Origin of the sequence: Endozoicomonas sp. (genome assembly GCF_031844845.1) — a bacterium.
Classification (GTDB): domain Bacteria; phylum Pseudomonadota; class Gammaproteobacteria; order Pseudomonadales; family Endozoicomonadaceae; genus Endozoicomonas.
On sequence record NZ_JAVRMB020000397.1, the window covers coordinates 25,474 to 41,343 of the forward strand.

Sequence of the window (15,870 nt, forward strand, 5' to 3'; positions counted from 1 at the left end):
TCACGGACAGGAATGCCCAGACAAACGAGAGGCCAGTGAAACCTGACCATGGAAGATTATTTGAAAACCGGTAACAGTCTGAACAGGTTCAGCAGATGACAAATGGCACTCAGTAAACCGTACCCTATTAAAAGATAAACCAGCACATTCCCCCCCCATACCCGGAAATGAGGGGATGAGAATTTTTGCCGACTCTCTCGAACCATTAACGCGGGAATAATAGCCACCCAAAGGGTGGCAGCCAGACCCGCGAAGCCTATGGCCATAATAAAGCCATCCGGAAAAAACACACCACCCACCATGGGCGGGATGAATGTGATGGCCGCCGCTTTGGTACGGCCGGCCCTGCTGTCATCCAGATTGAACAGGTCTGAAATAAAGTCAAACAATCCCAGCGTCACCCCCAGGAATGAAGAAGCCACCGCCATGTGCGAAAAGGCCGACAAGATACGGAAAACCGATGGGCTATCAATAACGTGACTGAGGGCCGACAACAAAACCCCGATATTGCCTCCCTGGGCAATAATGTCGCTAAAGCCATTACGAGGCAGATTACCCAGAATACTGACCAGCCAGAAAATATAAAAAACCAGCGCCAGTATTGTTCCAGTCAACAGGGATGCAATGATTTTTCCGGGAACCTTCCCGTAATATTTCATCAGACTGGGGACATTATGATGGTAGCCAAATGACGTCAGGAAAAAAGGCAGTGCGGCAAACAGGAACGGAAAATAAAGCGGTGGTTCGGTATTCCCGGAATCCAGCAGATAAGTCGTATTGATAGTAAAGGCCAGACTATTAACGGAGGTAAAGTAAGTGAATATCATGCCCCCCACCATGATGGTGGTGATCCTGTCCACCGCTTTTGTCGACCACCAGACAAACACTGCCAATCCTGATGAAAAAAGAATACCTGCGATTTTCAGGGAAGGTGCATACCCTATGGCGGCATCCATGGTTTGCACGACGATGGAGCTTCCTCCGGAAATATAGGCATAGGCAAGAATATACCCGACAAAAACAATGGCAAGGTTGTTGGCCCTGTTCCAGTGAGTGCCCAGCAAATCTTTCACCATGGTATTAAAACTGGCGCCCACCGGATAATTGAGGTTGGTTTCCAGAATCATCAGGCCGGAATGCAACAGACAAAACCAGGTAAACAGCAGGGCCGCACAGGCCCACAGAGTCCACATGCCTGCAGCAACCACCGGGAGTGAAAACATGCCTGCACCGATGGCTGTCCCGGCAATAATCATGGCCCCGCCAAGAAACGATGCGCTCTGCTGGCTGGACGGGAGGGAAAGCGTAAGGTCTTCCGATTTCATATTTTTGCCCTGTGACTGAATTTAGAGGCGAAATATATGGGTGTCTCATATTGACCCTCCGCGGGAGGGCTTGGGACTCAACGCATAACGCTGAATAGAAAGTTGTCAGCTCAGGAAGGATGCCAACAACATTATAAGGCTGTTGCAAAAGAACGGGTTTACCAATACTTCGCTAAAAAATAGCTCAAAACACCCATTTATGACCTGTAAACTCCGTTTTTTACCATTTTTTATGGTCTGCCAAAAAAAACCGGAAAACAGAACCAGAAAACAGGACGGACCATAAAACAGCATAAAACAGGACAGCCACAAATTTAAGCAGAGGAAATATCTGGATAGATTGATGGATGCCCTGAACACCCGGCCCTGAAAACACCCGGCCCTGAAACAAACGAGAACAAACATAAACAACCAGACTTTCTTCTGATATCCTTTTTACACATTTGTTCTGTTTAATCGTTGCCTGTTCTTATTTTTTACTGCTAAGGAATCACGAGCATGCACTGCCCCCACAGTAATTCCCGGACCATGGAAGATGAGATACACACGGATTTCAATGATGATATGTCCTACGGTGATTATCTTAAATTAGAGCAGGTGCTATCAGCACAGCAGCCGTTATCAGACCAGCATGATGAGATGCTGTTTATTGTCATTCACCAGACCAGCGAGCTATGGATCAAGCTGGCCGGGCATGAATTAAGCAGTGCCATTAACAATCTTCAGAAGGGTGAGTTTAATCAGGCTTTCAAGGTAATATCCCGGGTCAAGCAGATACTTAACCAGCTTACTCAGTCGTGGAATATATTATCCACATTGACTCCGGTTGATTACCTTAAGTTTCGGGATGCCCTGGGACATGCTTCCGGCTTTCAGTCTTATGGTTATCGCAAAGTCGAATTTTTACTGGGCAATAAAAATGCGGCCATGCTCAAGGTTCACGAAAGTGACCCTGTGGTGCATCAGGAGTTGGAACAGATCCTCAATGCGCCCAGCCTCTATGATGTCACCCTGCATCTCTTAAATGAAAAGCTGAATGAAAAGTTGCATGAGCCTGGTCTGCCGTTAGATGACGAGGTGTTAACCCGGGATTTCAGTCAGCCCTATCAGCGCAATGACTCTGTGCTAAATGCCTGGTTAACCGTGTATCAAAATGCTGACCAGTACTTTCAACTCTACGAATTAGCCGAAAAACTGATCGATATCGAAGATAGTTTTCAACAGTGGCGCTTTAAGCATATGTATACGGTACAGCGTATCATTGGCAATAAGACCGGAACCGGAGGTTCATCGGGTGTAGGCTTTCTGAAAAAAGCGCTGGATATCAGTTTTTTTCCGGAGCTTTTTGAATTGCGAACGCATTTGTAGGGTTCAGAGGTCAGAGGACAGAGGACAGAGGACAGAGGACGGAGGACACTTACCGGATTCTTTCCTCGCTCCCACGCTCTGCGTGGTAGCGCCATGGCCCAACCACACGCACCCTCTCTGCGGTTGGCTATGCATTCCCACGCAGAGCGTGGGAACGAGGCTTTCGGCGGGTTTGTACTTAATGCACCTCACAATGCATATTTACTAAGCGCACGGTCTGCGTACTCTTGAGTTAACCGTTCAACACTGCCAACCTCACTGGCCAGTTCAGTGAGTAACTGCTGGTGAACTTTGCCCAGGGTATAGGCTTCCTGATAAGGCCGATCATTCCTCGCTCCCACGCTCTGCGTGGTAGCGCCATGGCCCAACCACAGGCACCCTCTCTGCGGTTGGCTATGCATTCCCACGCAGAGCGTGGGAACGAGGCTTTCGCCGGGGTTTGTATTATATGCACCTCACAATGCATATTTACTGAGCGTACGGTCTGCATACTCTTAAGTTAACCGTTCAACACTGCCAACCTCATCAGCCAGTTCAGTAAGTAACTGAAGGTGGACTTTTCCCAGGGCATAGGCTTCCTCATAGGATCGGTCATCAAACATGACCATGCCATACCGTGGTGTAAAGCGTTCAGGAAACCAGCGTTGCAACTGGAAGGCAAATTGTTTACGCAGCAAATATTCCGGACGCATGACGCTGTCGCGCATTTCAATATAGTTTTCCAATGCCATGTCCGCGATAGCATCACTATTAGGCTTTCGTTGTTTATCCACCAGCCTGAACAACTCTGCCCAGTCTGTATGCTCCGCTTGTGTTGCTGCAGGAAACAAATTCGCGATAGCCTGACAATCCTCAAAGGCACAGTTCATGCCCTGTCCGTGGAACGGCACAATGGCATGGGCCGCGTCGCCGATAATGAGGGCGCTGTCCTGATAATGCCAGGGGGAACATTTTACCGTGGCCAGTCTGCCGGTGGGGTTAGCCTGAAAGCTGCTCTCCAGGTTTTCCAGCATGGGCATCACTGCAGCAAAGTACTGTTTAAAAAAAGGTAATATGTCGTCTGTTTGAGTCAACGATTCGAAGCTGATTTCCCCACGGGTCGGCATAAACAGGGTGACCGTGTAGCTGCCGTCGAGATTGGGCAGCGCAATCATCATAAACTCACCCCGTGGCCAGATGTGCAGGGCGTTTTTGGCCAGTTTGTGGCTGTTGTCGCTATTGGGTGCAATATGCAATTCTTTGTAACTGTGATCCAGCACATCAATAGACGAGGCTGAATCAGTAGCACTCATGATGGCATCTCTTACTATTGAATTAGCACCATCCGCGCCAATCATCCTGTCGAAAGACCGGGCGATCGTACGACCACGGTGTTCCAGCGCCAGGGATTTACTGGACAGATCCACCCCGGTAATACGCTGCTCAAAATGGATATTAACCCTGCCTGTTTGCTCAGCTTCCGTCATCAACAGGCTATTGAGCTCTCCCCTGGACACCGAGTAAATAACTTCGTGGGCCTGTTGACCATAAGGTTGCAATTGCGAGGGTTGCCCATCCACATGCACCATACGTCCCTGCATGGGGATCAACAATGGCGTCACCTTATCCATCAAACCCAGGGCTTCCAGTGGTCGTATACCACGATTGGCCAGCGCCAGATTGATTGAGCGGCCCGCTGAAATATCCACTTTGCGCATATCAGCCCGGGATTCGAAAACCTCCACCTGATAGCCTTTTCTCGCCAAAATGACCGCCAGTAACGAACCGGCCAGTCCGGCGCCAGCCATGGTAAATACCGGGGCAGAATTTCTTGCCATTTTCATTCTCCTGATAGACCTTAAGTCCCGCTTCTTAGCAGCAGACATTAAGAAAAAGCCCCCGTATTACAAAGGATTCAGATCTACTTAGGAATTGTCCCGAAATAACTCCCATATTTCTGGTGCTATTCAGCACAGAAAAGATGTTTGGCCACGGAGTCACAAAGTCACGGAGAAAAGCTTTTTATTTAAGGCTTTTCTCTGTGCCTCCGTGTCTCCGTGGCAAAAAAACAGGAAAGTTATTTCCTGACTAATCCTCAGATCGTGCTAAACACCTCTTCGACTCCACTCAGGATGAACGGAAACCGAGTTGGAAATGTCGGAATTATTTAAGGACGATTCCTCAGTAGGTGAAAGTTTGCTTTCGTATAAATTGACTGTACGTAAGTTTACGTTTGATTCAGTAAACCAATCATCACCACTGATACCAGGGTGTATACGCATGATCGCTACTTCTTAAAAAGTAGATAGTGGTTTGCATTTCAATATTTATCACATGAAAATTCGAGAATATTATCGACTGCTGATGCTTTGATTATAAAATAGCTGGAACATATTCCTTAACTAGAGGTCAAAACATTGATAGCAAACTATCACCTACTTAGCTGGTTCAGCTCTAACGAAAACATGATGTATATACGACACGATTGCAACAGGCATTTTGTTATGGCGTGCAAGTCAAACCGTAAGGTTTCATTAAGTGAGGAAGATAAGAAGCAAGGTGGTTCACAACGCATAGATACTATTGATTTCCCGGAGGAGAAACTTGTCAAGGGCTGGATTGCAGGAGTGGACTTTCCTGTCTTGATCTTCCGGCAAGTCTTTAAAAACAAAGACGGCAGTAAAGGTATTCTCTATCTGGTATGCAGTGATCTTGAGTGTGATGCCGACGCTTTGAAGGCGATCCACAAAAAAAGGTGGAAAGTTGAAGTCTTCCATAAAACGCTTAAATCGAATGCAGCAATGGCAAAATCACCGAGCCATACCGTTTTAACTCAGAGCGATCATCTGTTTATGTCAATATACTCAGCATTTCGTCTTGAGGTCTTAGCTAGTTCCCATCCAGAAACTCTAGCCCTTGGGACACGTAGGCTATAGAGACTCAAGGTGCTTCAAATTTACGTAAAAATCGCATAAACTCCACTACAGGCCCCGAAAGTCGTGCGGAGCAGGTGTCAAAACAAAATGCATTTTTTAGACCTGACCGCATGCCATGCGGGACCTACAGCGTTTCTGGATGGGAACTAGCTAGTAAACTCAATTTGAACCACTTTGAGCTGAGAGCAAAGCTTTACCTTTCCTAACTGAGATTATCGTTCCAAGATCTTCGATCAATGAAGAGTGCGTAACATGAGTAAATAAATGCTGCGGAACTTTTTTATCATTATGTGACCTAAACAATTTGCAAAGGAGTCTGGTATGTCAAACTCAATATGTGGAAACCAAAGAACTGTCCCTGTAAATAAAGATTCTGTTTCTACAGAAGATTCAGCTGCAAAAGCATTTGGCAGGAAAGCTGGTTTCGTCAAGTCTAAACACCCTGTTACCTATTTCGTTTACATATTTGACCATGTTGACGAAAAGAAAAAGCTTGCCACTCAAGAAGATAAAGATTACATCAAAAAGAGATTTAATATAGAGAGCTTCAAAAATATCGATGTTATTCCATCCAAAAGGTCAGTCGTGTTTCGAGAAAATGAAATCCAGAATTATCACCCGCGGGATGCTCTGGAATGTAAAATATTTACTCCTGAGGGGGGGGAGTTCTTTCTATCCAGCCGAAATGGTGGAATAAAGATTCCACATGGTGCATTAAGTGAGAACGTTCTGGTTGTTATAGGTGGAGGCATTGAAACAGAGGCGGATCCAAATAATATTTGTGATGATGAGGGGGTTTCAGAGCCTCGTGAAAGCAACGCAACCCCAGTTTTTTCCATATTACCCGACAAATACCCTTTGAATATAGAAGCAACAGTATTATTAAGAAATTTAGATCTTGACTATAATGTTGAGAAAATGACGACATTACTCATGGGAGCAGAAGGGAATAGAGATGCTACAACGGATATTCAAATACAAGGTGATTACATCACCACCAAAATAAAGTACTTGTAGTGTTACTCAGGGTCTACCCCTTATCAGGGATAGACCCACCGTTTAAGGATACGGACAAAATGGTAAATATCTTCAAAACGGTTGTACAAAGGCACAGGAGCCACACGAATCACATTAGGGTAGCGCCAGTCTGCAGTAACACCACCGTTTTCCAGGGCATTAAAGGTGGCTTTGCCATCCAGACCCGGGATATTGACCATCAACGACAACTGACAACCCCGCTCTTCTTCATTGAGGGGTGTGATAACACGAATATCTTTGCCAAACACCTTATCCAGTAATGTCAGCATATAACGGGTGAGAGCTATTGATTTGTCCCGTAATGCGCTCATGCCGCCCGCATTGATGACCGTATCATAGGCACCACGAACCGCTGCCAGCGAGAGTACCGGCGGGTTGGACAGCTGCCAGCCTTCGGCGGTGGGGATCGGCTGAAACTGGTTCTCCATTTTAAAGCGGGTGTTTTTGTCATGGCCCCACCAGCCGGCAAACCGGGGCAAGTCAGTATTGGTAATGTGTCGTCCATGCACAAAGCACCCAGCCACCGACCCGGCACCACTGTTGAGATACTTGTAACTGCACCAGCAGGCAAAATCCACCTGCCAGTTATGTAATGACAAGGGAATATTGCCAGCGGCATGAGCCAGGTCAAAACCGATGGTGATCCCTCTGGCATGGGCTTTTTCCGTCAGGCGCTGAATATTGAGCACCTGTCCGGTGTAATACTGCACACCGGGCAGCAGGATAAGTCCAATCTCATCGCCATACTGGTCGAGGATGGCATCAAAATCATCCTCATTGAGTAACTCTTCTCCCGGTTTGGGCGACCACAGCAGCATATCCTCTTTCGGATCAGCACCGTGGAATTGGAGCTGGGATTCCACTGCGTAATGATCGGAAGGAAAGGCATGATCTTCGATCAAGATTTTTCGTCGATTGCCCGACGGACGATAAAAACTCACCATCATTAAATGCAGGTTGGTAGTGAGTGAGTTCATCATCACCACTTCTTCCGGCTGGGCACCAACAATTTGTGCGGCCGCATCGGTGACAAACTCGTGGTAAGGCATCCAGGGATAGTTCCCTTCAAAGTGACCTTTTGCCCCCCGTTGCTGCCAGGCATCAAGCAGTTCAATCACCGCTTCCCGCGCCGCTTTGGGTTGTAATCCCAGTGAGTTGCCAACGAAGTAATATTCATCGTCACCATTGGCTTGTCTGGGGATTGCAAACTGGTCACGGTAGCGAGCCAATGGGTCCTGGGCATCAAGAGAGCGTGCATGCTCCAGAGTAAAAACGGGTAAATTCATTCAGATTCATTCCTGGTTGAGGCTGAATACAGGATGGGATTACAGGGTGCTGCATCGGTTATCCAGGCCGGGAAGTTCAGGCTGAGAAAATACTGGCCATCGGGAAGGTCATCGGTGATAAATGCCATTTCGGTGATGGTATGGTTGAGCAGGCTGTATTGATTCGCTTCATGGCTTCCATCAGGCACCTGCCAGAACCGGTGATGATTGGTTAGCAGACCATCATCGTGCATTCTGTCCAGGGAAGGGACATCCAGAACCAGGTGTTGCACTCCTCTTTCCCGCAAATACATAATGGCATCCGTGGTTAAAAAGGCTGGCTGACTGTTCTCTTCATAACGGCGCGTTTGCTTGTCAGGCTTATTGGGTAAAGTTCGTATAACAAGCCCCTCCAGCCAGTCACTGTCAATACCATCCAATTCCCTTTCCAATGCCTTACGGGTCATCACCTGATCGGCTGCGTTGAGTGGTGGCAGGTAAAGCTCCCGGGTATCCTGTCCCAGTGCTGGCGTCAGGGAAACCAGTGTGCAGGGGATAAACGGCGGCGGTAATACATCACTGGTGGTGACGCTGAGCGGGTGTGATCGATGACAGATATGGGCCAGCGTTTCGGTATGGGTACCGTTGCAGTGTGGATTGATGGTGATTTCATTGACGTTACAGCTACCGCCCAGCTCAGTGTCACCGACAAAAGAGCCACCTCGCATCGCTTGTGCCGTGGCCGGTGAGGCAGAAAAATGATTGGGCTGCGGCTGATTAAATCCCAATGGTATGGCCAGGCTCCAGCCCGACTGAGTGTCGATAGAGTATTGCTGTCCAGCCAGGCTAATACTGATCTTCATAAGAACCCTTCATAAGAACCCTTTATAAGAACAATGCCTTATCCAGATTAAGCCATTCCAGGGCCGTACCGTGCAGTAACCTGGACTGCGTATCCTCATCAAATCCGCAGGTACTGATCAACTTGCCCGGCTCCAGTTCTCCCAGCGGGAACGGGTAGTCGGTGCCCAGAGCCAGCCGCTGAGGCCCCATCAAATCCATCAGATATTTCAACGCAAGAGGGTCATGCACCAGGGTATCGAGATAGAGTTTCTGAAGAAATTCCCTGGGATTAACGTCGCAATCCACCGCACAGAGATCCGGCCTGACCTTGAAGCCATGTTCAATACGGCCAATAGTGGCCGGGAATGCGCCACCACCATGGGCAAAGGCGATACGTAAATCCGGCAGGCGGGCCAGCACACCGCCAAAGATCATGGAGCAAATGGCCAGGCTCGATTCTGCCGGCATCCCCACCAGCCAGGGCAGCCAGTACTTGTTCATTTGTTCTTTGCCCACCATGTCCCAGGGGTGGACAAACACCGCAGCACCTAAGGCCTCTGCAGCCTCAAAAACAGGAAACAGTTGCTCATGGTCCAGGTTCCAGTCATTCACATGGGAACCAATCTGAACCCCTGCCAGACCAATATCCTTAACGCAGCGTTCCAGCTCACGAATGGCCAGATCCGGCGCCTGCATGGGGAGAGTGCCCAGACCAATAAAGCGTTTGGGATTATCATTGACCAGGCCGGCAATATGGTCATTAAGCATTCTGGAAAGGTCCAGCGTATGCTCAGGTTTGGCCCAGTAATTGAACATTACCGGCACTGTTGAAAGTACCTGCACATTGACCTGATGCTGTTCGCACTCTTTGATTCTCACTGCCGGGTCCCAGCAGTTAGGCTCCACTTCACGGAAAAACCGGTCGTCCATCATCATACGGGCACAGCCACAGCCGGTATGTTCCAGCTGGACGAACCCCCCATAACCGTATTTTTCACGGAGGTTTGGCCATTCTCTGGGCAAAATGTGGGTATGAATATCAATCTTTAGTATTGTCATTCTCCACTCACTTTTTTGTTAGGACGACATAGACGATGGGGTCATTACAGTGCCACATTCGCTGCAGGTACAATGGCTGGCACTACCGTAAAACCTATCGAAAATAACGGGCATATCACGTTCAATATCTTCCAGCATGAAGGTTTCATGATAGAGCGGATGGTGGCACTGAGGACAAAACCAGTGCAGCCCGTCTTTCTGTCCGGGCTGACGTTTCTGCTCAACCACCATGCCGATACTGCCCGGCTCCCGCTGGGGGGAATGCAGGACCGTACCGGGCAACAGAAAAATATCGCCTGCCCGAATGGGGATATCCTTAAACTCTCTCTCAGACTCATTATCGACAATAACCTTAAGAACCATCTCCCCTTCGATTTGATAGAACAACTCCGGGGTTTCATTGTAGTGATAATCCGTGCGGTGATTGGGACCGCCCACTACCATGACGATATAGTCATTCTGTTTAAATATCTGTTTATTGCAAACCGGCGGCTTGAGTACATCACGGTGGTCTTCTATCCATTGCTGCAAATTAAACGGCATGGCAAAAGCGGTCATGTCAGCTCTCCTGTTTGCTTATTTTTCCAGTGCGGCGATGCATTTCAGCTCAATGGCGATGGGCGTCGGCAGTTTGTTTATCTCCACCGTGGTTCTGCAGGGCTGGTTCTCAGCCAAAGACTCGGCAAAGTATTCGGCATAAACCCGGTTATAGGTGGCGAAATCCCCATCCATATTAGTAAGAAATACCGTAACATCCACCAGATCCATCCAGCTCGCACCGGAGGCTTCCAGAATGGTGCGCACGTTTTGAAACACACTGTGGCACTGGGCTTCAATATCGTAGCTAATGATGTCTCCCTGGTCGTTCAGTTCCACCCCCGGGATTTTTGTGGTGCCCGCCTGCCGGGGACCAACACCGGACAAAAACAACAAATTACCCACTTTCCGGGCATGGGGGTATAAACCAACGGGTTTGGGGGCATCGGGTGCATCAACTCGGGATTTATTCTTCATAGTCAGTCCTGCTGCAGGTTGCTCAATAGAAGTGATAAGTCTCAACCGTATTTTATGCAGACATTTCTTGGCTCAGTAAAAAATCGCATGGCTTCCAGTCCACCCTCACGGCCTGCCCCAGACTGTTTCATGCCACCAAAAGGGGTACGCAGATCCCGCAACAACCAGCAATTAACCCAGACAATACCGGTTTCCAACTGTTCTGCCATACGATGGGCCCGGGCAAGATCAGCAGTCCAAACCGTCGAGGCCAGGCCGTAATCACTGTCATTGGCTAACGCCAGCGCCTGAGCTTCGGTATCAAACGGCTGCAACGTAACAACCGGGCCGAAGATCTCCTGCTGGTTACAAACGGCAGTATTGTCCAAACCTTCAAAGATAGTCGGTTGCAGGAAATAGCCCTGCTCACAGCGGCCCGTCACCGTCACCTGCTCACCGCCCACCAATAACTGACCACCGTCGTCGATAGCCTGCCGGATGTAGTGTTTGACCTTATTCATATGGGGCTCTGAAACCATGGCACCCATTTGCGTTTCCGGCAACAGGGGGTCACCGGGTGACAAGGCTGCGGCTTTGTCTACTAAAGCCTGTTTAAACCGGTCGTAAATAGAATGCTCTATATACAATCTTGATGCGCACAGGCAAATTTGCCCCTGATTGGCAAAGCATGCCCTGAATACCTGCTCGACGGTATTATCAAAATCGCAGTCGGCAAAAATGATCGCAGGGTTCTTGCCACCCAGTTCTAATGACAGTTTCTTAAATTCCGGAGCTACTGTGCGTGCAATAGATGCGCCGGTCACGGTACCACCAGTGAAGCTGATGGCTTTTACCTGCGGGTGCTGACAAATCGCTGCGCCAACCCTGGCACCAGTCCCATGCAACACATTTAACACACCGTCCGGCAAACCCGCCTGCTGGCATATTTCGGCCAATATTGACGCCGTTTTCGGTGTCACTTCTGATGGTTTGGCCAGCACACAATTACCCGCTGCTAATGCCGGGGCAATTTTCCAGGTAAACAGATAAAGGGGCAGGTTCCAGGGGGAAATGCAGCCGACAATACCAATAGGTTGCCGTAACGTATAGTTAATGGCCGTATCAGTACTACCATGAGATTCACTGGAAAATTGCGAGCTGGCCTGGGCAAAAAACTTGAAATTGGTGGCGGCGCGGGGAATATCAACCGTGCGGGCTAACGACACGGGTTTACCATTATCTCTGGCTTCGGCTTCGGCCAGTTCATCCAGTCGCGCTTCGATGCCGTAGGCGATGGCCATTAAAATATCAGCGCGCCTTTCTGCGTCAATTTTACGCCATGCAGGAAATGCCCGCTGGGCGGCAGCGATAGCTGCATCAACATCCTGTTTATCACTGTCTGGAATCTGGCCGTAAACCTGTCCGGTTGCTGGCTCAATATTGTCCAGATATTGCCCGTTAGCGGGTGCTGCCTGCTGTCCGCCAATGAAATTCGTGAGAATATCCATGTCACCCTGCTTGCAGTGGTTGCGCTGAAACGGCATTTCAAAAGATACCGGCTTATATTCGCCACGGAGGCACAAAGTCACGGAGAAGAACGTTTTGCTTAAAAACCTTTTTCTCTGTGTCTCCGTGACTCTGTGGCAAACATGGTAAGTTTTTGTCTGCCACCACCCTAAAGTCGCGTTATAAACAGGTCGTACGACCACCGTCCACCGGTACATTGATGCCCGTCACATAACCTGCGGCAGGTGTCGCCAGAAACGCAGCAACGGCGGCAAATTCAGCAGGCGAGGCAAATCGTCGCAGGGGGATTTGGGCTTTTTCGTTTTCTGTGACCTGCTCAATACTGATCCCCTGTTTCTTAGCCTTGCCCGCAATAATTGCATCCAACCTTCCGGTTGCGGTTGCTCCGGGCAACACGTTATTAACGGTTATGCCATCCGGCCCCAGCTCACTGGCCAGGGTTTTTGCCCAGCTGGCTACCGCACCACGAATGGTGTTTGAGACGCCAAGCCCCGGAATCGGTTGTTTTACAGAAGTAGAAATAACATTGATGATGCGCCCGTAACCACTGCTGCGCATCCCGGGCAAAAGTGCCTGGAGCAAATATTGATTACAGACCAGGTGCAAATTGAAAGCATCAATAAAGGCCTGCACATCAGCTGAATGAGCTGGACCGGGAGCCGGACCGCCTGTGTTATTAATCAATATCTGGTAGTTATTTCCTTCGTCGATATGCTGGCTAATGACGGCATTAACCTGGTTGGGATCAGTGAAATCGGCAACCAGCACCTGATGCTGCTGATCAGCCCCGGTATCCAGTGATTGCATAACAGCATTAAGCCTGACGGCATTGCGTGAGAACAGGGTAACACTGGCACCCAGTAATGCCAGTTCCAGGGCACAGGCTTTGCCGATCCCCTGACTGGCACCGCACACTAACGCACTTTTTCCAATAAGGTTAATATCCATTGGGAGTCATGATAATTAAGAAAACACCAACAGGTTGTAGCATACCCTTCAACAAAATGTCAGTCATGATGACTGATTAGAAAAATAGCCGTAAACCCTCGCCTTTAGGCGGGGATATAAGACGGGAACGCGGCGAGCGTTCCGCTTGCGTATTTGCACGTAGTTGACTAACTTACCCACCGGTCTGTCTCGACAGAGACTCAAGGTGACGAAAACCTTGCACTTTTAAAAAAAAACTAAGGCAGAGACTACTGCCTGCCACACTGGAAGAACTTGATAGCCGCTACGTAGGTAGCATCAGAGTGACCCGTACAGGTATGTGGTGAAACAAACAAAAGAAGTTCTTTATAGAAAAATAAATGGGTAGAAATTTCTCCACTATTATTCCGTACAGGCGACTACATGGGTGCAGGAGCAATTACCGAGATTGTACGGTATTCTCCCCAGCTGGCAGAGCGTTCACATCCCCGTGAAATAGATCCTGTACAATCCCTGTACAGGATGACAATGAGGGGCCGTCCGTTTTTAATTCTGGTTTAATTGAATAGAATACATCCAGAGCAACGTGACCAGGAGAGCACCATGAAACCAGAGCAAGCTGAAGTCATCCGGATTCAAAACAGAGTTCAAGCTCTTAGATCTGACCTGGACCTTTGCTCGACCGTACCCGACGCCCGCTCCTTAATTGGACTCAGTCGTGATATCCAGGATGACATCTACAGAACTACTGAAAAGCTCGATGCCTTTATCCCATCGCTTTGTGATCTATCCATAGCAACTTGCGGCCTCGCATGTGAAGCAACCAACAGGGAACAGTTTTTAACCAGCGATTAACCATTCCCCTGATCATTACTGTTAAAATTGCCCAGAATGGGGCCACGCCATAGAAAGGAAAAAATCGTACGCTAAGCTGACAATCCCTTGTCTCCCAATGACTCTGGGCGGATTACCCCGTGCTTTTTCATCCAGTTAGTCAGATTGGCAGGTGTTGTGTTATACCTGTCGGCAATAAAGGTTTTAGTCGCCCCATTACAGGTCATTTTCTATAAAACAATGACCTTCAACAATTAGCCCCTGCAAAAGTAAATCCATGCAACGTACGTACAGTAATACGCAGAGGGGAGTCATCGAGTAAAATGGCAACGCACTCCATAAAAACCCTCTGGGCACTCACAGGAGAAGGAGAAGGAGGAGGAGTAGGCGAAGGAGGAGAAGAAGGAGGAGGAGTAGGATAAGGAGGAGGAGCAAGTTCCTCCATTGAAACACGGTGCTTCTAGGCAGAGGTTATTAAACTCGCAATCCTCCCCCAAAAAACCCTCTGGGCACTCACAGGAGTAGGGGATGTAGGATAAGGAGGAGGGGGAGCAAGTTCCTCCATTGAAACACCACTCTACGCCTTCACATAAACCGCTAGCCAGTTGGGTAGCTACCTGTGTCGTCGTTTCCACAACCATGTTGGTAAGATTACCCACCATGGCCGTTATATTCCTATCATAAAGCTCCATCCCTTCCCCTGTATCGTCGTCATCACATCCTGAAGTTGTTCGACCGATAGCTAAGCCAACGAGAAAAGCCGCAGAACCAACAGCAATAGTGCCAACCAATAAGGACCTGACCGGATCCCGGGCGATGACATCACGAATACCAAAGCAGTTCCTCCAAGACGACTGAGATTCTACATCTGGCGAATCTACCTGAAGCTTGACATGGTTATCTGACAGAGAAGAAACAGAACTGTATGCAGCAGAATCCACAGGGATCACCTTGAACTAAAAAGACTACTAAAAAGACTACTTGGACACCGTGTAAAATGATTGGTTCAGCAATACTGAAGAAATCATATCTACTATTTCCGCCGGCTGGCCTGACATGCGCCCCGGCTTTTTTTTGCCTGTTAAATACCTTTCTGTCGCTTAAGCCCTTATCCATAACGCTGGAGATTTTGGGCAGCACTAGGCACCGCCTCAGCAGTTACTGAAATAGAAAGCAGGGTGAGTGATGAGCATTCCCACGCAGAGCGTGGGAACGAGGCTAATAAATCATTCAAAACAGTACAAACCACAATTATTGGAGACTCCAGCATTACATACTATCCACAACACAGTATGTCGATCAGTTAATGGGGTTGTTATGTCACAGGTATACAGAGCCAAGTGTCTTGAATGTAAATACGAGTGGACAAGCCGGACTGGCCACGGCACTCCAAACCAATGCCCGAAATGCAGAACCAAACGAATTTCCAGCAGCCCGATAAGATAGGTTAAGAATTAAATGAGTTTTTTGGAAAAAACATTTAAGGCGGCCAAGACCGTTGGTTCATTTGCAGTAGATGCTGCTACCAAATTCGCCTCTTCGATGGCGGAAGAGGCGAACGAAACAAGAGAGCTTCAACAAAAAATCACCGGCATGAACGATGATCAGGGTAGATTTCCATGCGCTGATTCATATAGATACAGGCTGTAAGCCCATACAGGATGCTCTGGAAGGGCTGGCCAAGATTGAAAAAGAGCTCTTGGAAGTCCTGGATGATCCAAGTCTGCCATTACACAACAACCTCAGCGAAAGCCAAATACGGGAACACGTCAAACG

Annotated in this window: 14 protein-coding genes; 4 read left to right on the forward strand and 10 right to left on the reverse strand. The window is 48.5% G+C overall.

The window, feature by feature from the left end; translation table 11 throughout:
- Nucleotides 1-56: 56 nt before the first annotated feature.
- Nucleotides 57-1,325, reverse strand: a complete 1,269-nt coding sequence (gene mtr, locus RM811_RS21960) for a tryptophan permease (RefSeq protein WP_402528442.1) — start codon at nucleotides 1,323-1,325, stop codon at nucleotides 57-59.
- 498 nt (nucleotides 1,326-1,823) lie between these two features.
- Between mtr and kynA the strand changes: the two genes are divergently transcribed.
- Entirely contained in the window at nucleotides 1,824-2,693 is an 870-nt protein-coding gene (gene kynA, locus RM811_RS21965) for a tryptophan 2,3-dioxygenase (protein WP_402528444.1), read from the forward strand.
- 188 nt (nucleotides 2,694-2,881) lie between these two features.
- Here the strand turns inward: kynA and RM811_RS21970 are convergent, their stop codons facing one another.
- Together RM811_RS21970 and RM811_RS21975 are read right to left on the reverse strand one after the other, a co-directional pair.
- Entirely contained in the window at nucleotides 2,882-3,094 is a 213-nt protein-coding gene (locus RM811_RS21970; protein WP_402528446.1) for a hypothetical protein, read from the reverse strand.
- 93 nt (nucleotides 3,095-3,187) lie between these two features.
- The gene (locus RM811_RS21975) at nucleotides 3,188-4,510 is read right to left on the reverse strand and encodes an FAD-dependent oxidoreductase (RefSeq protein ID WP_402528449.1); all 1,323 of its coding nucleotides are present in this window, start codon (nucleotides 4,508-4,510) and stop codon (nucleotides 3,188-3,190) included.
- Nucleotides 4,511-5,176: 666 nt separating this feature from the next.
- On the opposite strand from RM811_RS21975, the gene RM811_RS21980 reads away from it, so the two are divergent.
- Together RM811_RS21980 and RM811_RS21985 are read left to right on the forward strand one after the other, a co-directional pair.
- Complete coding sequence (locus RM811_RS21980; protein WP_402528452.1) at nucleotides 5,177-5,608, forward strand: hypothetical protein; 432 nt, start codon at nucleotides 5,177-5,179, stop codon at nucleotides 5,606-5,608.
- A gap of 321 nt (nucleotides 5,609-5,929) precedes the next feature.
- Nucleotides 5,930-6,625: a hypothetical protein gene (locus tag RM811_RS21985; protein ID WP_402528455.1), complete on the forward strand. Its 696-nt coding sequence runs from the start codon at nucleotides 5,930-5,932 to the stop codon at nucleotides 6,623-6,625.
- Nucleotides 6,626-6,648: 23 nt separating this feature from the next.
- Here RM811_RS21985 and kynU read toward each other — a convergent pair whose 3' ends face one another.
- From kynU to RM811_RS22020, 7 genes are all read right to left on the reverse strand, one after another.
- The gene (gene kynU, locus RM811_RS21990; RefSeq protein WP_402528458.1) at nucleotides 6,649-7,932 is read right to left on the reverse strand and encodes a kynureninase; all 1,284 of its coding nucleotides are present in this window, start codon (nucleotides 7,930-7,932) and stop codon (nucleotides 6,649-6,651) included.
- Entirely contained in the window at nucleotides 7,929-8,774 is an 846-nt protein-coding gene (locus RM811_RS21995) for a cyclase family protein (RefSeq protein ID WP_402528461.1), read from the reverse strand. The genes kynU and RM811_RS21995 overlap by 4 nt, the downstream gene beginning before the upstream one ends.
- Nucleotides 8,775-8,796: 22 nt before the next feature.
- Entirely contained in the window at nucleotides 8,797-9,813 is a 1,017-nt protein-coding gene (locus RM811_RS22000; RefSeq protein WP_402528464.1) for an amidohydrolase family protein, read from the reverse strand.
- An 18-nt stretch (nucleotides 9,814-9,831) separates the two neighbouring features.
- The gene (locus RM811_RS22005) at nucleotides 9,832-10,371 is read right to left on the reverse strand and encodes a 3-hydroxyanthranilate 3,4-dioxygenase (RefSeq protein WP_402528468.1); all 540 of its coding nucleotides are present in this window, start codon (nucleotides 10,369-10,371) and stop codon (nucleotides 9,832-9,834) included.
- A gap of 18 nt (nucleotides 10,372-10,389) precedes the next feature.
- Nucleotides 10,390-10,827, reverse strand: a complete 438-nt coding sequence (locus tag RM811_RS22010; protein WP_402528471.1) for a RidA family protein — start codon at nucleotides 10,825-10,827, stop codon at nucleotides 10,390-10,392.
- A 41-nt stretch (nucleotides 10,828-10,868) separates the two neighbouring features.
- A complete protein-coding gene (locus RM811_RS22015) occupies nucleotides 10,869-12,314 on the reverse strand; it encodes an aldehyde dehydrogenase (protein WP_402528474.1) in 1,446 nt (481 codons plus the stop codon).
- A 178-nt stretch (nucleotides 12,315-12,492) separates the two neighbouring features.
- Entirely contained in the window at nucleotides 12,493-13,281 is a 789-nt protein-coding gene (locus RM811_RS22020; RefSeq protein WP_402528477.1) for an SDR family oxidoreductase, read from the reverse strand.
- Nucleotides 13,282-13,863: 582 nt separating this feature from the next.
- Between RM811_RS22020 and RM811_RS22025 the strand changes: the two genes are divergently transcribed.
- Nucleotides 13,864-14,115 carry a hypothetical protein gene (locus tag RM811_RS22025; RefSeq protein ID WP_402528479.1) on the forward strand — a complete coding sequence of 84 codons (252 nt, stop codon included), beginning with the start codon at nucleotides 13,864-13,866 and terminating at the stop codon, nucleotides 14,113-14,115.
- Nucleotides 14,116-15,870 lie beyond the last annotated feature (1,755 nt).